Origin of the sequence: Algoriphagus marinus (genome assembly GCF_001936475.1) — a bacterium.
Taxonomy (GTDB): domain Bacteria; phylum Bacteroidota; class Bacteroidia; order Cytophagales; family Cyclobacteriaceae; genus Algoriphagus; species Algoriphagus marinus.
Genome location: NZ_MSPQ01000002.1, coordinates 165411 through 190566 on the forward strand (window position 1 = coordinate 165411; position 25156 = coordinate 190566).

The following is a 25156-nucleotide window of genomic DNA, read 5'->3' on the forward strand; positions in this document are numbered from 1 at the left end:
GAATTAACAAAAAGATAACAGCTATCAATTCAGCATTTTAACATGAAAAGTTCAAAAACATATTTGACAGGTAAGATTTTGTAATTCAATTCTGAAAAATATTTTGTCGGAAAATATCAAAAAACGCTTGCTCGCTTCTAATTTCCTCAAAAACAGGGTCTATCAAAGCCCTTTGATAAATTAACTCATTGGTATCTATGGCTTTCTTTAACTGAATAATGGCAACCTCTTTCTGCCCATTTTTTGAAGCTACCATCGCAAGGCCGTAATAACCATAGCCGTATTCTCGATCAGCAATCACCGATTCTTCAAATGATAGACTTGCATTCCCATAATCCTTCGCCAAAAAGTAAGCTAGACCCTTGTTGAAATAGTCTTTTGCCTGAGTATAAGGATAGTCAAATCGAAGCGTCGCCAATTTGTAATCTCCTCGTATTATATCCAAAGCTCCCCTCAGACTTTCATTTATTTTCAAAAAGTCTTCGTTTTTTGTAAGTATCGACGCATCAGATAGTTTCTTGTAGGCATCCCAATAATTACCCTTTAAAATCATGATTTGAGCTTGATTATGCAAAACATAAGGACTAGTCTCCAATCGGGATGCTTGATTTAAAAGCCCCAATGCTTCCTCCCAAAGCTTGGATTTGATTTCCGGATCAAGTGTACGCTGGGCCATTCTCATTTTCACTACAGCCAGGTTATTGTAAGGCAATGCAGATCGAAAAAGCTCCGTCATTTTACTATAGATGACTTCTTTGTCTTGTAATCTGGGAGAAAACTCACCAGCGATCGACCACTCACCAAGGTCCAGTGACTTCCCTAACTTATTTTCGTCTAAGATTTCTCTGAGCTCCATGGCTTGTTTCTGATCCAATCCCGGTAGCGGTTTTGCCTCTATTTCAATTTTAGCGGCACGAAGCCTTGGAAAAAGATCTCTTGAAACAGTAGAAAATCCGGAAATCTTTTTCAATTGTTCCGCTTGATCCAGAAATTCTGCACCACTCAATAATACCGAATAGTACTCATCCTTTCGTTGAGTGGAGATTTTGGAATAATCTCTAAGAAGCAATCGAAAATCAAACCAATCATTCCACCTTGATTTCACCTCAGTCAAACTGTCACGCATCATCAGTCCTGACTCAGCCAAATATTGATAAAGGTTATCTGCACGATCTTTTCCCAACCTGCTGTTTTTCCCTTCGCTCGTTTCCGGAGATTGTATCCCGGTTATTCTTAAGCTAATGATTGAAGGATTTTCGGTGATAAAAGTTTTTAGATTTTCAATTACCTCGACATTAGATGAGGTTAAATCCAACTTTGATGATCCTGGTTTGTATAAAACCTCAAAAACTCTAGACCGGCTCATATCAATTGCTGCCACACCTGTAGGAATGTATAAGCCCACATCTGGAATTGGCTCATTTGGATAGACCTTTCCTACTTTTGCCATCAAGGGAGTTGTAATGATTCCTCTTGCCAAAACCTTTCGCTCATCTGGATCAGGTAGATTTTTTTCTCCCTGATTGAATTGAAGTTCCAATAAACTAGCATCCATCCATTGTTCATAGGGAATGGTAAAAGCTTTTTTGAATCGATAGGCATCAAACCCTTTTTGAAGTTCAAGCTCTCCCAATGCAAGTTTTTTTTCAGGAGATCTCATTTCGAGACGGACGATCGGGTCACGTGGAATCATCACAGATTCCACAAGAATTTTGCCTTCCACTTCAAATCGGATTGAGTCACGTAGGTATTCAAGATTTGTAGGTGTTACCTTTGCATCTTCCAGAAAATTACTTTCAGGCACTATTATTGAACTGCAGCTAAACAGAAAATACAAACAAAAGAGACTGAATATTTGCGTGTTAACTTGTTGATTCTGCATTAGTTTTGCTTTTATTCCTATCTTTTTTAATAAATTTAAAGTTATTAAGCCTTTTGAAACCATGGAAAAGTTAAGATTATTCTTTGAGGAGCACGCATTTGGGGTTTGTTCCAAGCTTGGTGAAAAACTTAATTTCCCTATAGACAGTATTCGTTTATTTTTTATTTATGCTTCTTTCATCACTATGGGATCGCCTGTGATACTTTATGTTTCTATGGCGATGATGATGAAAATCAGAACTTATTTTAGAAAGAAAAATAATCCTATTCTTTTTGATTAAAGCTCTTGGAATGATTTTTTACCTAAAATTTTCCAGTTCCAAAATATAAATCGAACTGGGCTTTTACTTGGAGTTTCATTTTTCGATGACTCTGTTTTTAAAATCTTTCTCTTTTTTGCCTTAAAATCTGAATACCCTTTCCAAATAGCCTGAGCTAAAGGTTTTTGTCCATTTAGCAAATAGCTCCATGCTGCAAAATTTTCAAGGAAAAATTTTACTACGTATATAAATGTGAAACTTCGTCCGTTCACATTCTTATAAATCATACTTAGGCTATTCCTTATATTGAGGTAAAGTTTCTTGGGACTTCCACGATCAAGAGTCGCACCTCCTAGATGATAAACAGCGGTTTTACCAGAATATCCAATCTTCCAACCGGACTTTCGCATCCTCCAACAAAGATCTATTTCCTCCATGTGGGCAAAGAAATCGGAATCAAATCCTCCTAAATGGTGAAAGACTTCTGCTCTTAGGATCATACAAGCTCCGGATGACCAGTCCACTTGAATTTCATCATCGTATTGACCGGAATCCGTCTCGATGGAATCCCAGATTCTACCCCTGCAAAATGGATAGCCAAAGGAATCTAAAAATCCACCACCTGCACCGGCATAATCAAAAAGGCTCTTATTTTTCCAAGACAAAATCTTTGGCTGAAATGCCGAAAAATCTGGATTCAACTCAAGATTTTCAATTAGACTTTCGTCCCAGGATTTAGTGACTTCTACATCAGAGTTTAATAAAATATAGTATTTATATTTTCCTTTCAGCTGATCCAAACCCCAATTATATCCTCCTGCAAAGCCAAAGTTCTCGGGAGATTGGAGCAGCAGAATCTGAGGGTAGTTTTGTTTCAAAAACTCCAAAGACTCATCTGTACTATTATTATCAATTACCCAAATATCATTTGAACTATTCTCAATAACCGATGGCAAGAATGTCGCCATGGTCTCTTCACCGTTATAATTCAATATGACAATGGCGCAAGATTTCATCCAAACATGCTACCTAGGTCCATCCCCGGGATATTCGGCAGCATTCCATCTGTTGCAGCTTTCATCTCAGTTTTGATCTTTTGATCAATTGATTGCATCGCAATATTTGTAGCAGCCACGATCAAATCACTTAACATTTCCTTGTCTTTCGGGGATAAAAGACTCTCATCCATATCAATCGTCAATACTTTACGCTCCCCGTTGACGGTCACTTTGACTAATCCTGCACCCGATTCTCCTGTTGCCGTAAGCAGATGCAACTTGGACTGAGCTTCTTTCATTTTGGCTTGGGCTTCTTTTACTTTGCCCATCATTCCCATTAAATCAAACATGTTTTTTTATTTAAATTCAAATTATAGAATCAATTCAGAATTTTATTTTTTAAAATATTAAAATATCAAAATTATCCACTGATAAAGATCGTTTATATGATCCATAAGGTAATTTTCTGTAACATTTACAGATGATTATAAGTATCTCAAAGTACTAAATAATCAACCTATGAAAACGATAGAAATCATCGACAAAGAACAAATTTCAAATTTTCAATTTTCCAAGAAAGAAGTTCTGTTAACTCCAGACGATCTCAAAAGACGATTTGCTGACTTGCAGAGAGCCCAAACTTTGGGAAATCTCCTCCAATCTAAAGTAAAACTTATCTTCGAAACCGCAGATAGTAGAATCTTTCAAGTAGAAACTACTATATGGGCTGTTGGAAATGATTTCATCTCTCTCAAAGGAGGCATGGTAATTCCTATTAATGCAATCCACAAAGTTGATTAGGTCAGCTTCGCAAAAGCTGCTTCCAAGGTCATACTTTCCTGATCCCCAGTGTCTAGATTTTTAATTGAAATCAGACTTTCACTTATTTCATTATCTCCGCAGATTCCCACGAAAGGAATCCCCTTCTTCGTGGCAAACTCAAATTGTTTCTTCACTTTGGCCAAATCAGGATAAAGTTCTGCCTTGATTCCTGCTTTTCTAAATTGCTGTACAAGTGATAAACCATAGGTAAATCCCTTTTCGTCGAAATGACAAAGTAAAATCTTTGATGTTTGAAGACTTTCCTCAGGAAAGAGATCCAACTCCTCCAACACATCATATAAACGATCCACTCCAAAAGAAAAACCGACTCCCGACACACCTGATAAACCAAATACTCCTGTCAGGTTATCATATCGACCTCCGCCACTTACAGATCCAATCGAAGCATTATTCACTTTAACTTCGAAAATCGCCCCAGTATAATAGGACAAGCCTCTAGCCAGCATCACATCGAAATCTACAAAATCCAGATTTTCTCCCATACCTGTTAAAGTGTACGCCAATTCTTCCAACTCAGCCACCCCTTGAAGGCCAACTTCACTTCTTGAAAGGAATTTTTTCAGGAATTGAATCTTCCCCTCAAAATTTTCCGAAAGAGTAATTAATGGAGCGAGCTTTTCAAGGGAAGCATTTGAAAAATCTCTGGAGAGTAATTCTTCCTGTACTTTATCCCAACCTATCTTGTCTAATTTATCAATAGCTACACAGAGAGGACCTTCCTTGCCAGCCGCATCGATGGCTTCAGAGATTCCGGTTAAAATCTTTCTATTATTTAATTTGATGCTGTAATCTGTCAGCTTGAGCTTTGCAAACACTTCTCGGATCATCAAAATAATCTCAGCTTCACAAACCAAACTATCCGTCCCGACTACATCGGCATCACATTGGTAAAATTCTCTATACCGCCCTTTTTGAGGACGATCGGCTCTCCAGACAGGTTGAATCTGAAAACGCTTAAAAGGAAATGTAAGATCATTGCGATTCATCACGACGAATCGCGCAAATGGTACAGTCAAATCATAACGAAGTCCCTTTTCAGAAACTTTGGAAAGTGTAGCAGCCGCTCCTTTTTCCAAGTCCGCAGCATTTACATTTTTTAAATAATCTCCACTGTTTAAAATCTTAAAAAGTAACTGATCTCCTTCGTCTCCATACTTTCCGGTCAGGGTACTGAGATTTTCCATTGCGGGAGTTTCGATCTGATTATAGCCAAAAAGCTGAAAGGTAGAGCGAATTTGATCCAGGATATAGTTTCTTCTTGCCATTTGGATTGGCCCAAAATCACGGGTTCCTTTTGGAAGACTTGGCTTTTGCATTGATATTTTATTGGTGATTAGCTTTCAAATTTATTCAAAAAAAGGGAAACACCGGATCAAATGGCAAAACAGAAGTAATTTATTCCACATTTATCTTAGGCAAAAAAGAAATGTTTCCTTACTTTTGCGATTCGTTTCGAAACAACTCATTAAAAACATACGACCATGGCAGTTACTACGCTTAAGAGAAAACTAAAAAGAAAAAGACAAAGTCAGACCACACGTGTTATTAAGATCAAGCAATTATGTTCTATGCCAGTAATTAAAAACGTGGACGTTGAAGAGCTTAAAAAATCTTTCGGAAAGTAATCTTTCCCTGATATCTTTTTAAAGACGACTATTTTGGTCGTCTTTTTTATTTTAAACCCTTTCGAACTCACTGGATTCAGCCAAGGTAAATTGGTTTAAAATGATATTACCATGATTTTAATGGAGTTCTTAATATTTTTTTGTGATGAAAAGATCCGTTTCCATCCTCCCGCGGTTACCTTCCTTTTCCAAGGGTAAATCCTGCGCGGGAGACCTATCAGCCTATTTCTCTCTACCCCGGGTTTCGTACCTCACCCGGGGTTATTAATGGTTTTACAATGCTGTCGTCATTTAAAACGGAATGTTTTAAAGCTCCAATCAAAATTCACCTCCAAAACGAAAATTCACTCTCAATATGTCTCAACCGAAGGTTTCTGAAATTTATCATTCTTAGGGCGCGGTGGGTGGACATGGAAGCGGGCCGGCGGTGGCATGTGGGGAGAAGCATTTCCATGTCTTGGGTTTTTGGTTCTTTTGGGCCAAGCCAAAAGAACAAAGAATAGCCTGGTAATGGTTTTACAGTGCCGTAGTCATTTAAAACGGAATGTTTTAAAGCTCCAATCAAAATTCACCTCCAAAACGGAAATTCACTCTCAATATGTCTCAACCGGAGGTTTCTGAAGTTTATCATTCTTAGGGCGTGCTAGGTAGACATGGACGTGGGCCTATTTTCATTTTCCTCGTTTGCCTAGTTCTACCACTCTAAGATTTTTCACCTGACCTTGCTCCAAATCAAAAAGCAGCAAGGTACGCATCACATGAAAACCTTGCTGCCCAATTGCACCGGGGTTCATGTACAAGCAATTCAAATTTGAATCAAATTCCACTTTGCAGATATGGGAATGCCCACAAACAAACACTTGTGGCTGAATCTCTTTTAGATGTTGTTTCACCCCTTTCGCATATCGAGGCGGCTTTCCCCCAATATGAGTTATAGCCACTTTAACCCCTTCCTGAGAAAAAACAGACCATTCAGGATAGCTTTCCTGTATTTCGGCATCGTCAATATTTCCAAAAACAGCTCGAATAGTCTTTCCGGAAGGCAATTGCCTCATGACTTCCATAGAACCAATATCTCCGGCATGCCAGATCTCATCACAATCTTGCAAATAGGTAAGCGTTTTGTGATCAATGTAACTGTGAGAGTCAGAAATGAGAGCGATCTTCGTGGACATTTGAATTGAAAGTGTTTAAATTTTCATTTCAATATGGAATTGCAAATCTTTACATCAAACTTATTCGCTATGAAAACTTCAAAAATCCTCTACTTCGCCTTCGCTCTTTTTCTCCTCCAGTTCAATTTTGCACTTGCTCAAAGTACCGATTCTGCCACTGTAGTCAGTGTAGAAACTTTTGAGAAAATGGCAAAAAAGAAGAAAAACGCTGTTTTGGATGTACGGACGCCAGAAGAAATGGCAGAAGGACACCTGATAAATGCTTTAAATTTTGACTTTCTGGATGAAAGCTTTCCAGAGAAAATTGAAAGCCTAAACAAAAATAAAACGTACCTACTCTATTGTCGATCAGGCAAGCGAACAGCAAAAGCTGGTGCATTGATGAAAGCAGCCGGTTTCAAAAATGTTTACATGCTTGAAGGCGGTATAACTGCCTGGACAGAGGAAGGCAAACCAATCGAAAAATGACCCAAATCTCTTCCATTAATCCATTCACAGGAGAAATCCTGAAAAAATTCACTTCCCCATCTGAACAGGAAATAGAGACTGCACTTGCCAATGGTGATGCAGCTTTTGATACTTGGAAGAAAACGAGCTTTGAATTCAGGTCTGGATTAATGAAGAAAGCAGGTCAAAGACTGAGAGATCAAAAAGAGAAATATGCTCGACTGATCTCGCTGGAGATGGGTAAAGTCATTAAAGAATCTAGATCTGAAATTGAAAAATGCGCCTGGGTCTGCGATTACTATGCAGACCAAGCTGAATCATTTTTGGCAGATCTCAGAATTGATTTACCTGATGGTGCAAAAGCCAAGGTAAAACATCAACCTCTCGGAATGGTCTTGGCAGTAATGCCCTGGAATTTTCCCTTTTGGCAAGTTTTTAGATTTGCTGCACCGACTTTAATGGCGGGGAATGTTGGAATATTGAAGCATGCCTCGAATGTCCCACAGTGTGCATTGGCCATCGAGGAAGTTTTTACATCCGCTGGTTTTCCAAAAGGTGTATTTCAAAGCCTTTTGATTGATTCCAAAGCTACAACTAAACTGATTTCTGATTCTAGAATCAAAGCCGTAACCCTGACAGGAAGCGAAAAAGCTGGCGCTTCGGTTGCATCTGAAGCCGGAAAAAACATCAAAAAATCGCTTTTAGAACTTGGAGGAAGCGATCCGTTTATAGTGTTGAATGATGCAGACGTTAACTTGGCTGCAACCACTGCGGTAAAATCCCGAATGATTAATTTCGGACAAAGCTGTATCGCCGCTAAGCGTTTCATTATCGAAGCAGGAGTTTATGATCAATTTCTGGAAAGTTTCACTAAAGAACTTGCTAAGCTAAAAAAAGGTGATCCTATGGATGAGGAGGCCGACTTTGCTTGTATGGCTCGGGGAGATTTAGCGATGGAGCTATATGAGCAGGTAAAAAAATCTGTTGATCTAGGCGCAAAATTGCTTCTTGGAGGTAAAAAACCAGCGAAGGATTCGCCATTTTTTGAACCAACCATTTTAACCGAAATACCAAAAAATGCTCCGGCCTATTCTGAGGAAATGTTTGGACCGGTTGCCTTAATTTTTAAAGTGGAAAATGAGCAAGAAGCTGTTTTACTAGCCAATGATTCCGAATTCGGTTTGGGTGGTTCGCTATGGACTAGAAATCTGGAAAAAGGTGAAAAATTAGCCGAGCAAATCGAAACAGGAGCTGTTTTTATTAATTCTATGACAGCCTCTAATCCGCACCTTCCTTTTGGAGGAGTGAAAAAATCGGGCTATGGACGGGAATTAAGCAGAAATGGCATCTTAGAATTCGTGAATTCAAAGACCGTTTTCTTAGGCTGACCGTTTAGGTATTAAAAGCTGCTTATTTTTGCTTTTGGCCAATTCCTTTCTATTTTTACGAGCCAAAATTTAGTCATATACTAATGAGAGAAATACAGTTTCGAGAAGCCCTAAGAGAGGCAATGTCCGAGGAAATGAGACGTGATCCAAACGTCTTTTTGATGGGAGAAGAAGTAGCTGAATACAACGGAGCATACAAAGTGTCTCAAGGGATGCTGGATGAATTCGGTCCTGAAAGAGTTTATGACACCCCAATCGCCGAGCTAGGATTTGCAGGTCTGGGTGTTGGAGCTGCCATGAATGGATTGAAGCCAATCATCGAGTTTATGACCTTCAACTTTTCTTTAGTTGCTATAGATCAGATCATTAACTCAGCAGCTAAAATGCTTGCCATGTCTGGCGGAGCTTATAGTGTCCCAGTTGTTTTCAGAGGTCCTACCGGAAATGCAGGTCAATTGGGAGCAACACACTCGTCCAACTTTGAAAATTGGTTTGCAAATACGCCTGGTCTAAAGGTGATTGTACCATCCAATCCATATGATGCAAAAGGCTTGATGAAAGCCGCAATCCGTGACCCGGATCCAGTGATCTTCATGGAATCTGAAGTGATGTATTCTGACAAAGGTGAAGTGCCTGAGGGAGAATACCTACTTCCAATCGGTGTGGCAGATATCAAGCGAAAAGGAAAAGATGTAACTGTGATTTCCTTTGGAAAAATGATGAAAGTCGCTTTGGAAGCAGCCGAAGAAATGGCAAAAGAAGGAGTTGATTGCGAAGTAATCGATCTAAGAACCGTTAGGCCAATTGACTATGCCACTTGCTTGGAATCTGTAAAGAAAACCAATCGCGTAGTCATCGTGGAAGAAGCAAATCCTATTGCAGGTATTTCCTCAGAATTGACTTACCACTTCCAGCGCTATGCATTCGACTATTTGGATGCTCCTGTGATCCGAGTAAACTCTATGGATATCCCATTGAGCTACTCGCCAAACTACATCGAGGCTACGCTTCCTAATGTGAAACGAACCATTGATGCGATCAAGAAAGTAACTTATAAGTAATTTTAATTTTCTGAAATAGATCGGAAGATTAAATTTATTTGAAGACAGAAGACAGAAGACCGCAGACCGAAGTAGATTGAAAATACTATCTATTCAGTTTTCATATGATTATAACTTGTTTTTTAAAGGCCATATGGAATCTCGCAGATTATAATCATCCCAGTGTTTGACTTTTTAGTCATGCTCGATTTCATTTGGTTAAATTATAAAACAGTTTAAAAGGAAATCAGAAATACATAAAAAAGCCCGCCTTTATCCAAAGGCGGGTTTTTTTGTTACCCAATCTATCTATTATTTTATTTTAGAAATAAAGGGTTCCAACAAGTTGGAACCCTTTATTGTTTAATTCTAGTTGTTCTCTCCACCTGCTGGTGCACCTTCTTTTAAGTCATCATTGTTGACTGACTTTCTCTTTCGAGGTCTTCCTTGATCCATACTAAGCTTTCCAATTCGGTAGCTGAAATTCACTTTGAAGTTCATGTTACGAATGGCAGAAGTACTGTTTTGTACGATAGTCGGAGTGATGATTTCATTACGGATGATGAATTCTTTAGCTAAGAAATTCTCAGCTCCAAATCCAATACTTCCTCTTTTCTCTGCAAACTGCTTATTCAAACTCAAACCGTATGCAGCAAATCCTCCTGAACTACCCTGCAATTCTACTCTTCTACCTCTTGCAAAGGTGAACAACTGCAACTGCCAGTTTTTAGGAAGTGTGTAGTTTCCAAACATTCTACCGCTTACTACAAAACCTTCATTTTGGGCAGCAAGCAATGGATCAGTCAATCCATTATCTAAAATGGCGTAGTAAGTATCAAATCCACCGTTGAAAGAAAGCTTGTTGCTCGCATTGATATTAAAGAACACACTTCCACCAATCGCCTGCTCACGGCCGATATTTTCAAAAGTGGTGAAAATCACGCCATCATCCTGAATCGTACGAACAGACTGGATGGAGCCAGTGGTATTTCTGTAGAATGAAGTGAAATTGATTACAGTGCCTTTGATAAAAGTGCTGTAGCCTACTTCGTAATTATCTGTCAACTCAGGATCCAAAGTCGGATTACCTTGAGAAATCTGAAGTGGATTAGAAGCTTCGATGTTTGGATTCAAGAATCTTAAAGAAGGTCTTGAAATTCTTCTATTGTAAGCTGCTTTAATCAGATTTCCGTTTTTCAATTTTCTACTCGCATTGATACTTGGCACCAAGGTTCCATAAGAAGGAATATCTACGGTAGTTTCTGTTTTGAAATCTGCATTGATCGAAGTGTACTCATATCTCAAACCTGTCTTTAAAGTGTAATTCTTCAAAAGGTTAAAGGTGTAAGAAGCGTAACCCGCAGTCACATTTTGATCGTAACTGAATTCATTGCTTAGACTTGGATTCGGGTTTTCAACATATTCTCCATCTGCTCCATCTGCCTGGAAGTAGGCAAAGTCAGAATAAGCCTTTCTCAAAATATTCTTAGCACCGTATTCTAAAATCGATTTTCCTTCATCTCCTATTGGATTTACGAAATCCACCTGAGCTGTAAATTCCTCATTTCTGCTCGGGTTGTCATTTCTAAGTCTAGAGTCTATTGTCTCTAAATCATCCTCATAAAGTGAGTTAACAAAAGAATTCTGACGGTTATTTCTGCTGTATAGTGTCAGTAAGCTGAACTCTTTTCCTTTTTTCTCAAAGGTCTTGGTGTAGTTCACACTCACATCAATCGTATTGGACTCATCTACTACATCCGTACCACGAAGGGCAGTTCTAATCAACTGATCATTCAGGAAATTTTGTGTAAGAAAATCGTTTTGATTGCTATTGGAATTTCTAACTCCAAAATTCACCGAACCTGTCAAGAAATTGAACTTATCAATCTCATAATCTACTCCGAAGTTGTATCTACCAAAAAGGTCTCTTCGCTCAGTATCTGCTGACTGCAAGATTCTTGACATACTGTTGTCCGGGTTAGAGAGCAATTGGTCATTTTCAAACCGACCATTAATATTATATCCAGCTCTACCGAATCCACCTAAAGAGAAACCTAACTTCCCTTTTCTAGCTGCTCCATTCAAGCTCAGATTTGATCCTCGTAGACCAAAACCACTATTAATATTCAAAGTCATTCCTTGGAAATTATTCTTCTTAGTAATGATGTTGATCACCCCAGAAGTACCTTCTGCATCAAATCGCGCCGAAGGAGAAGTAATTACCTCCACTGCTTTAATCTCATCCGCCGGAATCTGTCTCAAGGCATCGGCAATACTGCTTGCAGTTATCGCAGATGGTCTATTGTCAATCAATACCTGGATATTGCTACTTCCTCTCATGGATACGTTACCATCAAAATCCACTGAAAGCATAGGCACTCTTCTCAATACATCCGTAGCATCACCACCGGCAGTAGTCTTATCGTTTTCTGCTTTATAGATGGTACGATCTACACGCTCTTCAATCAATTCACGCTGACCCTGCACGGTCACTTCTTCGAGCGCCACGCCTTCGTCGGTAAGTTCTATTTCTCCTAGGTTCACATCTCCTGTAGGTGAGGTTACTTCGATTCCCTTAATGACTTTTGTCTCAAAGCCCAAAAAGCTAATCTTTAAATCATAGGTCCCAACTTCAAAACCGGCGATAAAGAACTTCCCCTCATCATCTGCCACTCCTCCGGCGATATTGGTTTCAGAGCCTGATTTATATAGAGCAGCTGTCGCATAAGCCACAGCCTCTCCTGTTTTCAGATCCTTTGCCGTTCCGATGATTCTCGCAGGCTGCTTGGTTTGCTGTGGTGTTTGCTGCGCAAATGTTGTCCCCACAGCCAAGAAAAAGGTGATTGCGAGTAGATTGATTAGATTTTTCATGTGGTGTTGGTATAAAATAAATCCTTTGAAAGAATAATTTTTGAGTTGCTTCGAATGGTTAATGAACCAACTCACGATTCTAATACCCCAAAAAAACAGTGAATGTTTTGAGTATTTACAGCTAATAGACCGCAAGGGTGGTTTTATCGACAAAGAGGGTTTTATGCCTGATAAAAACAGGGATTTAGAAAGATTTGGCTTTTATCAGGTGTACTGAAGAGTTCAGCGTCAAAAAAGCACTTTTGGTAGATTACGCTTGATACAGACATAAAAGTTTCTTTAGCTTGCTCTAATAATTAGAAATATTATGACGATACCAATTCAAAATAAAAGCAAAAGAGTCTCTGTTCTAATCCATATTCTGGGCTGGACCATGTTGGGGATTGTGCTTTTACTTTTATCCCCGTTGTCATGGCGAGTAGACGTACCGATCCAATATTGGTGGAAACAGATTTTCCTGGGAGGTCTATTATCGGTTATTTTTTATATCAATATGCTGGTGCTGGTACCAAGATTTCTCTTGCAGGACAAACTCTACCTGTACCTCATGATTCTGCTAATCGGAGTGGTATTCTACTTCGGTCTGATTATTTACTTCGAAAATATCATCAACCTTCCCGAAATAATGCATAACGCATTTAACCCGGGTAAGCCTTTCAAGCCTAACGGAAGATGGGTTTTTGGAGATGTGTTTCACCTGATGCTTTTCTTGCTTTCCCTAGGAATTAGCACTTCGGTGGCTTCTGTTCAGAAATGGCAAAAGGATGAATCTATCCGAAAGGAACTTGATCGTCAGCGAATTAATACTGAATTATCTTATTTAAAAGCGCAGATTAATCCGCATTTCTTTTTCAATACACTTAATAACATCTATTCCCTCACCAACCTTGATGTAAAAAAAGCACAGGAAGCTTTATTGAAACTTTCGCGAATGATGCGCTATGTCCTTTATGAAAATCAAAAGGATGAAACGCTTCTGAGCAAAGAGGTCAATTTCATCAACGACTACATTGAATTGATGAAAATGCGACTCTCTGCAAACGTAAAGCTCGATATACAGGTGGAGGCTCCAAAAGAGGATTTGGTCATTGCTCCTATGCTATTGTTGCCTTTCCTTGAAAACTGTTTCAAACATGGTGTGAGCTCTCAAAAAGAAAGTGAGATTCTGATTAAACTCGAAGTAATGGGAGAAACGCTATTCTTTGAAACCCGAAATCATATTTTCCCGCTTCACCCGGAGAGCCCGGAGGCAAAGGAAAACGGCATCGGTTTGGTCAACACCAAACGAAGATTGAGTCTGCTTTATCCAGAAAAACATCGCCTGAAGTTTGGTAAAGACGAATCCAATGAGGAGTATTGGGTTAATCTTACCATTGATCTATCATGATTCTCAACTGCGTAGCTATAGACGATGAACCCTTAGCCTTAGAGTTGGTCAGCAAATTCATCGAGCAAACTTCCTTTTTGAAATTAATTGGCAAATTCTCAAATGCCATCGAAGCTTTGGGCTTTATCAACCAAAACGAAGTTCAGCTTATATTTATGGATATACAGATGCCCGATCTATCGGGGATGGAACTTGCCCGGGTACTTGATGGGAAGAAAAACTCGGATAAGACCAGGATTATCTTTGCCACCGCCTACCATCAATTTGCTATCGAAGGCTACAAAGTCGAAGCCCTAGACTATTTACTCAAGCCCTACAGCTATGAAGATTTTCTTTCGGCTGCTACGAAAGGATTTTCCTACTTCGAAAAACTAAATCAAACTGATACTTCGGCTCAAAAAAAGACTGAATCCAGCATTCCCGACTATATTTTCTTAAAAGTCGAATATCAACTGGTCAAGGTGATGCTGAAGGATATCAGCTATGTAGAAGCCTACAAAGACTACGTAAAGGTTCATTTGATCTCAAAAACCAATCCCCTGCTTTCGCTGACGAGTTTGAAAAGTATGGAAGAGCTTCTTCCCGCCGATCAGTTTATGCGAGTGCATCGCTCCTTTATCGTCGCACTGGATCATATCGAATCCGTCTCCAAAAACACAATCAATATCGGCAATCAATCCATCACCGTAGGTGACAATTACAAAGAAGCCTTCTTGGAGTTTATGAGTAGATGGATGAGTTGAGGTTTTGGATGAAAGAGAGAGCGGGGATTGGGAGAATAAAACCTCTATTCTCCAAAAACGAGTATAGCAGATTAATCAGGAAGGGTTCTGGTAGAAACACTTAAGAGCTAACTATTAGAATTAGTAATCATTTAAGAGTCACTATTCCGATTACCGGATTCAGCTCTTTGGTATCGGTATCCGAAAATGATGCTTTTTACACGAAATAGAGCTGCTCTAATGAATTTCTGAGAGGATGGATTTTGAGCTGATTAGAATCATCATCCAGTAATTCTCCCATAGGATGGGAAATTAGAATATCTCCAAAAGATGACCTAATTAATTTTATGGTATAAGGCTAAACAGAATAATGATTCATCGTTTGTATTTTTTAGTTTGGAAATATAACCATTGAATCTAATTTCAAATTAAGGGATTCTTACTGGTCAACTAGTCTATATATTTTACCAATATAATAATCTCTTTCCACCTCATTTTCTGAAACAAAAAGAAACCGATTATCTCCTAAGTAGACTGATTTCTTCCAAAATGAATCTTCTCCATTTTTAGGAAGCGGTACCTGAACACCTTGTTTTGAAGGCATATGGTAATAATATCCATAAAATCGAGTATTAACATCCGTAGACTTATTATCAATATCAGCAAACTGCTCCAATTGGTTCTTGATTGAATAAATCAAGAAAATATCATTTGAATGCATTGAAACAAGAAAATTAATAAAACTACTTTCTTCACCCATTTTATTAAATAAATTATTATTATCTATCGTCATCCTCTCAACATCCAAACCTTGCTGAACTTGAAAATCAGGAATATTTAAACTGACCTTTTCTATTTGATTGTCCAATCCCAATTTATATTTAAATAGATCAGACCCCAATAAGGGTATTTGTAAGACTGATCCATTATCGTAAGAAAAAAACGATTTATAGGTATTGAATCTCAATTCATTATATAAGGTAGATCTATTGTCAAAAAGTCCTATTTGAGATCTTTCAAAGGAATTTGTTTCTGGTGATAATTTATACTTAATCCAAACAGGAATGGTATCTAAAATAGATAAATGATCAGAGCGTCTAGGAAGATCACCGATATGAACATTGGGTATTATAAATGAGCTATCATTCAAAAAAAATAGTTCTGAGCTTGGCAGACCACCATAAGTACTGACTAACGGATCTTTATAAGGGGTAGAAGATATAAATTCTCCATTCAATGAAAAATAATATAGATTTTTATGATCTAAAAAAAATAGCTTTTCATTATAAATCCCCGCGAATGGCAAAATATCTGAATACTCTTCCGGACCCTCGCCTCGGGCTATAAAATTTAACTCTACTGTCCCATCTAAATGAAGAAGAAAAAAAGATTCATCCAAATATGAGTATGCCAAAATATTATCACCATTGGAACTGGTTGATACAAAACCAAAATCATGTGATATATCTATCTTAATAGAGTCTAGCAATTCAAATCTTAAGATTCTTTCTTTATTTACGGTATCGGTACCAGAACAAGCTGAAAAAAATATCAGAACAAAAAGGAATAATGATGAATTAAATTGTTTCATGTATATAAATTTCAAAATTTTAAACAAGAATAGGATAGAAAATCAATTACATCCTATTCTATAATGCAGCTATTTTGGCCAATTAACCTCCAATAGTCATTCCACAATTTGATTGCTGCGAGCCAGAGCCATAACTCGAAGTACAGCATCGATTTCTTCCCTGATTTACCAAGTCTTCAGTGCAGGTAGCAGTTGTAGTTCCACCATTAGAAGTGGTACAATTACATTGTATCATAGTAGGTTCACCATTTGACCCTCCCTTAATTCTACATAATTGACTCCTCTCAATAATTTCACTAGCTTGGAAATTTAATTTTCCAAAATTAAAATTTCTCATTTTTTTTGTTTTTTAAAGAATTAAAATATCATAAGGACTGGACCATCCAATCCCTTTTTTAATACTCTCAAATTAGTTAGCTATCAACTCATTACCTATACCATTTTTACTAATTTCTAGTAAATATTTACTAAGAGACTATTCAACTTTTCTGCTTAAAACTATCACTCCACTATAGGCCAAGAATCTAATCTCCTCTTCCAAAAAGACTAAAAGCTGTATATCACTAGCTTCCTCAAAAAATGAATTTACATTTTCTACTACTTCTACCATTGAAATATAGTTCTCTTGAGAAAGAATTGACAAAAGGTAAGTTCCCAGTGGACCAAGTAGATATTCAATGACTTCCATATGATGCTTATCCCACAACAATAGCGTTTGATAATAATGAGGAGGGAGAAGAAGGTTATTTTCAATTGGATTCATTTTGACTCTGGCAAACAAGACTGAATTTTGAGCCCAGTCCCATTCTGATATTATGGTCTTACAATGAGGTCCTAATTTCAACTCTCCTATATCTTGCCAGGAAGCGTCCTTTAAAACTTGGTTAGCTGATTCGATGGCTAAAAATCCTTCCTCCCATGCAAATTCATCTAAGGGTAATAATTCAATTAATCTAAGTTTCTCCTTCTCAAACTCATAAACATCATTCAGCAGCGCAACTGAACTTGTGTCGATCATTTTCTTTTCTAAGAAATCCTTTAATCCTGAAATTGTAAGTTTAGCCGTATCCCAAGCGATACCCTCTTTTTCGCAAATCGCGGATAGGATTAGCTGAGTTCGGTAAAATTTCACTGTTTCCAATTTTGCCAAATAGGCCAGTGAAAAATTGGAGACTTCACTTGTGAGAGCTTTAGATTCATCAGTTGTATCGTGCCCAATAAAATCTTTTGTGCGGGATTCAAAGAGATCCTTGATCCTATTGTAGTACTCCGGATAGTCCAGCCGTAATCTATTGGCCAATTGATCACAGACCCATCCATTTTTCTTATAATCTCCCAAAGCATGGATATAGGCAGTATTATCTGGCAAATAGTGGAAATTACAAAACCCTTCAAAAAAAGAAGGATCATAAACCGTATCAAAAAGGTAGTCTACGGCTACATTCAAATTACTGCTTAGACAATGAAAAAAATATTGCTCTACCACAGCATTGAAGTTGACTAGTTGAGAAGCAGTCAATTGGTTTATTTTATCCTTGTTCTCTGACACAAATCTTTGAACAAATTGATAATAATCCGAAAAGAAATGGTGGTCATTTCCTCCCAAGATGCCGGCATTGCTTGCTTGTATCGGCATAGCGCTTTCTAGCTGTTTTTTGATCGCTGAGGGAACGAAGGCAAAAGTATCATTTACGAGGTTGACTAGTTCTTTATAATAGTCAAAATCCTGTTCGATATTTTGAGCGATCAAATCACCTGATAATACCTCATGTGGAAATGGTTTGAAAATAAATACATCACCATCTACATTCAAAAAAGGTTCATTATGAAGGTTATAAGAATAAATCTTTTTCATAACCCATAACCTTGGATGCGCATCAAATCTCAAATTATCCAATTCAACTCTAACCTTTTTGTAGGGCAGCTTAAGTACATCTATCAAAAGTTCTTTTCCCTTGGTATCGGTAATCAATTCTACATTATCGTAAAACTTGTTCAACTGCAAACAGCTTAAAGCCCAGCTCATCAAATGGTATTTCGCACTACACCAACCAAATGAATCCTCAAACCCATTTTTATCGGTATCAATCCAGAAAGTCTGAACAAATTTCATCAATCCTTAAGTTTAATGTTGATTTGGTAAATTACCGTTTGCAGCCCTGTGAAATCATCAGTTGACATCTTGATAAACAATCGCTGATTTAAATCTGAAAAACATTCGTTCTGCCACACTCAACTCTTCGGTGATGATTTCGGCAGTACCCAGCAATTCCTGATTAAATGGAATTTGCTTTTTATAGGAAGAGGTCATCCCCTTAGGCAAGGAAGCATAAACCAAATAATTAGACTCATCATCAGGTGATACCGAGATCGTGGTGATCCTTCCAATGAGTGCGCCATATTGCTGAAACGGATAATTATCCAGCTTTATCAGTACTTTCTGATCGACCTTAACCTTTCCTGCATTTTGAGCAGGGATTTTCATTGATCCCAATAACTCTGATTTGTTTTCCGGAAGCACAGTAAAAACCAGTTCACCTGAATTTACTTGTTGGTTGGCAGCCCAGATTTTTTGAAAACTGACCAATCCGCTTGTGGAGGAGGTCAATAAGTAAGAATACTCCCAGTCCCTCAAAGTCCGTTTTAGACTGTAATAAGATTGTAATAAATTTTTTAAAGCTCTAGATTCTTCTTCCTGTTTTTCTATTACTGTATTTCGTTGAGTTTGATTTGCATTAGTAAGTGCCTCCTGCAATTGTGATATGGAGATGACCATCATATTGACCTGCTCTTGCATTTGAAGGTATTCAATTTCTATGGCTTCAAAATTCTTATCAGCAATTACCTTTTCTTTATGCAGCCTTTTATTTCGCTCATAATCAATCTCAAATAGGGCTAACCTCCGTTCCAATAAATCCTTTTGGGCGTTCTGGCTTTTAATCCTACTTTGGATTTCTGCCAAGGATAGTCTAGCGGCTTCCAACTGCCCTTTGCGGGGCTGCAACTCCTGTAGAAGCCAGTACTCCATGTAATTTCGCTCAAACTCCAAATAGGAAATCCCCACCTCCCCAAGAACTGAATTAGAAAGTGAATTAATAGGAAAATAGTAGTTGTTCTGGCTACCAAATAAAGTGCTGTCCAGAATTTCTTTTAGAAACAGAATATCTTCCAATTTTGCAGTGCTTTTCATCCCGGCAAGCGGCTGGCCAATTTTGATTTCTTCCCTGTTTTCAATAAACACCTTTTCGATTTGGCCGGAAACACGAGCCTCCACCCGCTCAATCGGTTCCAGCGTAGTCACTAATACTTTCGCCTGCACATAATCCGGATATCGGATCAAAAAAGACAATAAAAGAATCATGGAAATCAATAAAAACACAAGTGTAATCCCCCATCGGATAAGCCAAGCTGGTGGGGTAGCTATAATCTCCTGAACTTCCTCTGATCGGAGGTGTAGGTTATCGCTGGATGTAGCTGGTTCGGACATAATTAATTGCTTTTTATCTTTTCCAGTTCCAATTGATTCTTTACCAAATCATAGTATGAACCTTTAGAATGCACCAGTTCCTCATGGGTTCCCTGCTCCACTAGTTTACCTTGGTCGATGACTACAATCTGGTCTGCATTTTTTACAGTACTCAGCCGATGTGCAATGATAAATACAGTTTTCCCTTGCATAAATTGATTGAGATTTTCCATCACCACCCGCTCGTTTTTGGCATCGAGGGCCGAAGTAGCCTCATCAAAGAATAAAATTTCAGGATTTTTATAAACAGCACGCGCGATGAAAAGCCGCTGCTTTTGACCGGTACTCATTCCTGCACCCTCGTTCCCTATTTTAGTATTGAACCCAAGCGGTAATGAATTGACAAAATCAAGAATATTGGCGATATGAGCCGATTTTATCAACTTTTCCTGATCGATTCGATCCTGTCCTACAGCGATATTGGCAGCAATGGTATCATTGAAAACATATCCTTCCTGCATCACTACCCCGCAGTGGTCACGCCAGCTTCTGGCACTGATCATTTTTAAGTCATGATTTCCATAAAAAATCTCTCCCTTAGTAGGCTCATAGAATTTCAACAACAACTTCATCAAGGTAGTTTTCCCACTTCCACTGGCACCTACCACTGCTGTGATTTTTTGCGAGGGCACAGTTAGGTTGATTCCGTTTAGCACATGCTCATCCGAGCCAATGTATCGAAAGGATAAGTTTTTAACAGTTAATTCAGCATTGTTAGGAAAACTTCTAACATAGGCCTTTTCCGACTGTTCTTCCTCTTCTTTATCATGGATCTCATTTAGTCGCTCCAGACTAATAGAAGCGTTTTGATAGGCCCGTACAAATCCTACAAGCTGCGTAATGGGCCCATTCAACTGACCAATGATATACTGTAGGGCAAGCATCATACCTAGGGTCAGGCTTCCTTCGATAACCAATAAAGCGGAAGTGAAGGTGATCAAAATATTTTTTAACTCATTTATAGTGGAAGAGCCGACCTCCTGAGTCTGTTCCAATGATAGGGATTGAATAGAGACGCCAAACAGCCTGGCCTGCACAAATTCCCAGCTCCAGCGTTTTTGCTTCTCAGCATTGTGCATTTTGATTTCCTGCATCCCATTGATTAGTTCGATCACTAAGCTCTGTTCCTGACTTAATTGTGCAAAACGCTTGTAATCCAATTCCTCCCTTCGCTTCATAAAAAAAAGAATCCATAGGAGGTAAATCGTACTTCCTCCGAGAAATATCAGGAAGATGGTCAGACTGTAATAAATCAACACCGCACTAAAAACAATCAAGTTAAAAAAAGAAAATAGGGTATTCAGCGTGGTTCCAGTCAGTAGATTTTCTATTCTTCTGTGATCACCTATACGCTGCATGATATCTCCTGTCATCCGGGTATCGAAGTAGGCTATGGGCAAGCTCATCAGTTTGATAAAAAAATCAGAAACAAGAGAGATATTGATCCGGGTGGTGAGGTGAAGCAGAATCCAACTTCGAAATACTTCTACGCTGGTCCGCCCAAGGAAAAGCATCACTTGTGCCACTAATATCAGATAGATAAATCCAATATCCTGATTTTGAATCCCTACATCAACAATACTTTGGGTCAGAAAAGGAAAAATAAGCTGTAAAAGACTTCCTGCCAAAAGTCCGATACACAACTGGATGATCAGGCTCTTGTAGTTAGTCAAATACTGGTAGAGAAAGCCCAGTGAACGCTTGTCACTTTCCTCCCACTTCTGCTTCTTAAAGGACGGAGTAACTTCCAATAACAGCGTAATACCTTCTTTGGAGTATTCGTCCGCATTGTTTCCTATCCACCTGGAAATAAATTCACCCTTCGAATAGCTGATCAATCCGTAAGCAGGATCAGAAATATAGACTACATTCTTTTTAATGCGATAGACCACCACGTGGTGGTTTTTATCCCAATGCACAATTAAGGGCATTGGAGCGTCTTTCAGCTTTTCAAAATTAAGTTTGACTCCAATACTCTTAAAACCAATAGACTCAGCAGCATCACTCAGCTTGAGCAGGCTACTGCCTTCCCGGGTCGTCTCAGAGATTTCACGGATTTCGGTAATGGATATCAGCTTACCATAGTGCTTGGCTATTATCCGTAGACAGGTGGGGCCACAGTCTTTGGAGTCGGGCTGCTTGTAGAAGGGGAAGGAGCTTTTCAAGACTTATGGATTAATTACTTCTTTGAGGATTTCAAGTACCTCTTTGGTTTCAGATCCAGGTGCATCTTCATGGATTAGCATTCCATTTCTGTCGAAAATCATATACCTTGGAATGGCATTTAAATTGTAATTAGAGATGAACTCTGAACTTTTGGAGTTTCGGATCAAAAAGTTGTTTTCAACAATCTGATTCTTTTTAGCACTCTCTCTCCACATATCTTCCTTATCATTCAATGCTAAATAAACAAAGACAACTTCTTTGCCTTCCAGCTTTTCCTTCAACTCTTTGGAATAGGGCATTGCTCGCAAACATGGTGCGCACCAGCTAGCCCAAAAGTCTACATAAATTATTTTTCCTTTCCATTGTTTTTTTGTTTCTTCCCAATTAGATACATTTGATTTATAATCAATTAGTGCAAGATCAGAGGATGTCTGAATTTCATATTCCATTTCACTTAAAATATCTTGTAACGGAGAAAAATCACCATACTCTTCCTTGTATTTATCTAAAAAATCTAAGATAGTTTCCTTTCTATATTTTTTAACTACCATCGAAGAAATCGATCTAAACTTAAAGTATCTAGAAATTTCCTTAGGATATTCTGTAAATCCTCTTTCATATTCTTCAGTTAAAGTAATATCCTTGTTAAAATGGAATTTGTTCATATAATAAAGACCATATATGTTTAATAAATACCGATTTCTGAAATTTTCAAAAGTTAAATATTTAGTATAGAACTTTTCAGTTTCTTCTTTATTGTTAACAATGTTTAATACCTTACTTATACGTTGAATTTGATTTTCCTTGATTAATTGGGAATATAAATTATTCAGCGGATTCTCATTTGCGTTTAGAGAATCAACTAATGCCGAATAGTTTTCATCAATAAGTTTAAGATATTCTGGAAGTTTAAAATCCCATTTGTCTTTATTTTTTATATTAGGAAGAAAAGATTTTAAATTTCCCATCATTTCTTCTTTTAAAAAAAAGCTTTCCATGGAATCTAATTTTAAGAACTTTTTGGACTTGGGGATAATCTGAGTGTAATCCCATTTTATTGGAATAAGCTTACTATTTTCAATTCGATTTACATGCATTTTACTATTTATATACTGTACGTCTAAGGTGTCTCCAGTTTGGACCAGAAATGTATGTGGGTCATATTCCTCAGTTGGAGTTATGTTAATTAATTGAATACTCTCATTTAGTTTGAAAAATATTGTATCTGGACTAAAGATGGTATCAGAATATACTTCTCCTTTTAAAAGCTCATCAAATGTGAGCTCCTTACTAATGATATATGGAGGGATTATATCTGAACTATTAATAATCAGAATCCTATTTGGATTTTGAACCTTCAAGGTTTCATAATTTTGATAGGACTTATCTTTGGAATCAGTACAAGCCACAAATAGAAAAAAAAGGAAAGTTATTCTAAATCTCATAAATATCATTTATTTTTCATCAAGGATAAAATTAGGTTTCGCTTCACAATTCAAAGCGAAACCTAATGACTTTAATTTAACAACTTGCGCAACAGTAACCTGATGCATAGGTTCCATTACTATATTGCGTTCCCATGAACCAAGCTCCTCTAGCAGCTTCGAAAGATTGGTCACAACTTCTTCCAAGATATGCGCCGGTACTAGAACTACGTAAATGGATACAACAACCTCCCGATCCATACCCGCCAGTAATCTTTTTCATTTGACTTCGCTCAAGCACTTCTTCAGAAGTGAGCCTCAGCATTTCTAAACTTAACTTTTTCATTTTGTCAGTATTTTGGTTAAAATCTTAAAATGACTGGACCATCCAATCCCTTTTTAATACTCCCAAATTAGTTAGTTATCAAATAGATACCTATACCATATTTACTAAGTTTTAGTAAATATTTACTTGTATTTCAAATACTTACCACATCTACTTAATAGATAACGCTTACCATAGTACTTGGCGATTATCCGCAGGCGAGTAGGACCACAGTCTTTGGAGTCGGGTTGCTTGTAGAAGGGGAAGGAGCTTTTCAAAAAAAATCAATTATAGACTTATTGAAATGATTATTTGCTTATGCCGACTACTTTATATATCCCATATCGAACAAAGTCCTCCTCGAGGTTTGGGTCAATCAACTGGAATAAAAGCCTATTCCCCGGCAAGGAAGTCATTAATTTACCATTGGCTGGTAGGGCAATGTCCCCACTTACCTGCTTAGTATTATCAAATAATATTAGTCTATGATAGTTCGGGTCTTGAAAATGATGATAGGTAGGATCATCTGCGATCTTTTTCTCATAGGTTCCATAAGGAATCTCTCTAATATAATCCAAGACTATTTTTCCTCCATCAAGTAAGAATAATTTATGATTTTTAGGGCCTAAGGAGATCCTTCCATAAGAGGGAAAATCACTTTTTGTAATAATGTTCTTATAAAGTATTTTGAAATCTCCATGGTTTATTTTTATTCTTGAATGCACCATATCGGAAACTAAATCATATACCGTGATTTCATTATCTAAAGATGAAGTTAAATAAAGTTTATTAGACTTTTTATCTATAACATAAGAAGGAACATAAGCTAAACCTAAAGAAATTTCAAATTTCTTGTGTAATGGTCTATCAGAAACAGGAGCAATTTTATACAATTTATTTTTATCTACCTGATAAATTTCAATTAATTGAATACTATTAATATCCCTATTTGGCTTATATGGAAATAAACCAGAAGGATTTGTAATGAATGAAAAACTAGATAGAGATTGATTTTGGTAGAAATAGGAAAAAACCTCCATTCTCCCGTACAAATGAACTTTACTTTCAGAGAGGTATTTCGTTCTTTTTTTAACGTTAAATTTCTGATCAAACAAGACTAATTCAAAAGGAGTTTGAATCCAAATTCCTCCTTCTTTAGAGAAAGCTAAACTATTAAACGACGATGAAATTAGATTGGGGCCATCTCCTTGTAGAACTTTTTGAATAATAAAATCACCTTTTTCGTTAATGAGTGCTATTCTTGTTCCTTCAGAAGAATTAATATATCCTAAGTAAAGTTCATCTTGAGGAAAATAGTCCACAATTTCCACTGGATATAACGAGTCTATTATAAAACCATCAACTCTCTCCAATTTGTATTGAGCAAAAGAAAATGGTGGCCACATGAGCAATGACACAATCAATAGATTAGTAATCCACCACAAACTAATTTTCTTAAACATAATTCATGATCAAAAGGCTAGTAT

At 37.6% G+C, this 25156-nt stretch carries 21 protein-coding genes; 7 read left to right on the plus strand and 14 right to left on the minus strand.

Annotated features, from left to right (window positions below):
• Nucleotides 1-85 precede the first annotated feature (85 nt).
• Complete coding sequence (locus BVC88_RS05160) at nt 86-1804, minus strand: tetratricopeptide repeat protein (RefSeq protein ID WP_075349589.1); 1719 nt, start codon at nt 1802-1804, stop codon at nt 86-88.
• 139 nt (nt 1805-1943) lie between these two features.
• Between BVC88_RS05160 and BVC88_RS05165 the strand changes: the two genes are divergently transcribed.
• The gene (locus tag BVC88_RS05165; RefSeq protein ID WP_075349590.1) at nt 1944-2162 is read left to right on the plus strand and encodes a PspC domain-containing protein; all 219 of its coding nucleotides are present in this window, start codon (nt 1944-1946) and stop codon (nt 2160-2162) included.
• On the opposite strand, the gene BVC88_RS05170 is transcribed toward BVC88_RS05165, so the two are convergent.
• Nucleotides 2159-3157 (minus strand): glycosyltransferase family 2 protein, encoded by a 999-nt coding sequence (locus BVC88_RS05170; protein WP_075349591.1) that lies wholly within the window; start codon nt 3155-3157, stop codon nt 2159-2161. The genes BVC88_RS05165 and BVC88_RS05170 overlap by 4 nt on opposite strands.
• Nucleotides 3154-3489 (minus strand): YbaB/EbfC family nucleoid-associated protein, encoded by a 336-nt coding sequence (locus tag BVC88_RS05175; RefSeq protein ID WP_075349592.1) that lies wholly within the window; start codon nt 3487-3489, stop codon nt 3154-3156. Before BVC88_RS05175 ends, BVC88_RS05170 begins: the two co-directional genes overlap by 4 nt.
• A gap of 169 nt (nt 3490-3658) precedes the next feature.
• Here BVC88_RS05175 and BVC88_RS05180 point away from each other — a divergent pair, with 169 nt between their 5' ends.
• A complete protein-coding gene (locus tag BVC88_RS05180; protein WP_075349593.1) occupies nt 3659-3940 on the plus strand; it encodes a hypothetical protein in 282 nt (93 codons plus the stop codon).
• On the opposite strand, the gene hisS is transcribed toward BVC88_RS05180, so the two are convergent.
• Nucleotides 3937-5304 (minus strand): histidine--tRNA ligase, encoded by a 1368-nt coding sequence (gene hisS, locus BVC88_RS05185; protein ID WP_075349594.1) that lies wholly within the window; start codon nt 5302-5304, stop codon nt 3937-3939. The two genes, BVC88_RS05180 and hisS, sit on opposite strands and share 4 nt — an antisense overlap.
• Before the next feature lie 974 nt (nt 5305-6278).
• Nucleotides 6279-6782, minus strand: coding sequence for a metallophosphoesterase family protein (locus BVC88_RS05190; protein WP_075349595.1), 504 nt, complete (start codon nt 6780-6782; stop codon nt 6279-6281).
• 69 nt (nt 6783-6851) lie between these two features.
• On the opposite strand from BVC88_RS05190, the gene BVC88_RS05195 reads away from it, so the two are divergent.
• The 3 genes from BVC88_RS05195 (at nt 6852) to BVC88_RS05205 (ending at nt 9678) form a co-directional block, all read left to right on the plus strand.
• Nucleotides 6852-7250, plus strand: coding sequence for a rhodanese-like domain-containing protein (locus BVC88_RS05195; protein ID WP_075349893.1), 399 nt, complete (start codon nt 6852-6854; stop codon nt 7248-7250).
• Nucleotides 7247-8617 (plus strand): NAD-dependent succinate-semialdehyde dehydrogenase, encoded by a 1371-nt coding sequence (locus tag BVC88_RS05200; protein WP_175574376.1) that lies wholly within the window; start codon nt 7247-7249, stop codon nt 8615-8617. The genes BVC88_RS05195 and BVC88_RS05200 overlap by 4 nt, the downstream gene beginning before the upstream one ends.
• 83 nt (nt 8618-8700) lie before the next feature.
• Nucleotides 8701-9678, plus strand: a complete 978-nt coding sequence (locus tag BVC88_RS05205; protein WP_075349596.1) for a pyruvate dehydrogenase complex E1 component subunit beta — start codon at nt 8701-8703, stop codon at nt 9676-9678.
• Between the two features lie 348 nt (nt 9679-10026).
• Here the strand turns inward: BVC88_RS05205 and BVC88_RS05210 are convergent, their stop codons facing one another.
• Nucleotides 10027-12528, minus strand: a complete 2502-nt coding sequence (locus tag BVC88_RS05210; protein ID WP_075349597.1) for a TonB-dependent receptor domain-containing protein — start codon at nt 12526-12528, stop codon at nt 10027-10029.
• Between the two features lie 307 nt (nt 12529-12835).
• On the opposite strand from BVC88_RS05210, the gene BVC88_RS05215 reads away from it, so the two are divergent.
• Both BVC88_RS05215 and BVC88_RS05220 read left to right on the plus strand, forming a co-directional pair.
• On the plus strand, nt 12836-13915 hold the full coding sequence (locus BVC88_RS05215; protein WP_075349598.1) for a sensor histidine kinase: 1080 nt from the start codon (nt 12836-12838) through the stop codon (nt 13913-13915).
• Nucleotides 13912-14658: a LytR/AlgR family response regulator transcription factor gene (locus tag BVC88_RS05220; RefSeq protein WP_075349599.1), complete on the plus strand. Its 747-nt coding sequence runs from the start codon at nt 13912-13914 to the stop codon at nt 14656-14658. Before BVC88_RS05215 ends, BVC88_RS05220 begins: the two co-directional genes overlap by 4 nt.
• Before the next feature lie 418 nt (nt 14659-15076).
• Here the strand turns inward: BVC88_RS05220 and BVC88_RS05225 are convergent, their stop codons facing one another.
• From BVC88_RS05225 to BVC88_RS05265, 8 genes are all read right to left on the minus strand, one after another.
• Entirely contained in the window at nt 15077-16228 is a 1152-nt protein-coding gene (locus BVC88_RS05225) for a hypothetical protein (protein ID WP_075349600.1), read from the minus strand.
• A gap of 82 nt (nt 16229-16310) precedes the next feature.
• Complete coding sequence (locus tag BVC88_RS05230; protein WP_075349601.1) at nt 16311-16565, minus strand: TIGR04149 family rSAM-modified RiPP; 255 nt, start codon at nt 16563-16565, stop codon at nt 16311-16313.
• Between the two features lie 138 nt (nt 16566-16703).
• Nucleotides 16704-18341, minus strand: coding sequence for a DUF6734 family protein (locus BVC88_RS05235; protein ID WP_075349602.1), 1638 nt, complete (start codon nt 18339-18341; stop codon nt 16704-16706).
• 57 nt (nt 18342-18398) lie between these two features.
• Entirely contained in the window at nt 18399-19715 is a 1317-nt protein-coding gene (locus BVC88_RS05240; protein ID WP_075349603.1) for an HlyD family secretion protein, read from the minus strand.
• Between the two features lie 2 nt (nt 19716-19717).
• Entirely contained in the window at nt 19718-21919 is a 2202-nt protein-coding gene (locus BVC88_RS05245; RefSeq protein WP_075349604.1) for a peptidase domain-containing ABC transporter, read from the minus strand.
• A gap of 3 nt (nt 21920-21922) precedes the next feature.
• Nucleotides 21923-23281 carry a TlpA family protein disulfide reductase gene (locus BVC88_RS05250; RefSeq protein ID WP_175574377.1) on the minus strand — a complete coding sequence of 453 codons (1359 nt, stop codon included), beginning with the start codon at nt 23279-23281 and terminating at the stop codon, nt 21923-21925.
• Between the two features lie 160 nt (nt 23282-23441).
• Nucleotides 23442-23669 carry a hypothetical protein gene (locus tag BVC88_RS05255; protein ID WP_175574372.1) on the minus strand — a complete coding sequence of 76 codons (228 nt, stop codon included), beginning with the start codon at nt 23667-23669 and terminating at the stop codon, nt 23442-23444.
• A 308-nt stretch (nt 23670-23977) separates the two neighbouring features.
• Nucleotides 23978-25132 carry a hypothetical protein gene (locus BVC88_RS05265; RefSeq protein WP_139316528.1) on the minus strand — a complete coding sequence of 385 codons (1155 nt, stop codon included), beginning with the start codon at nt 25130-25132 and terminating at the stop codon, nt 23978-23980.
• Between the last annotated feature and the right edge of the window lie 24 nt (nt 25133-25156).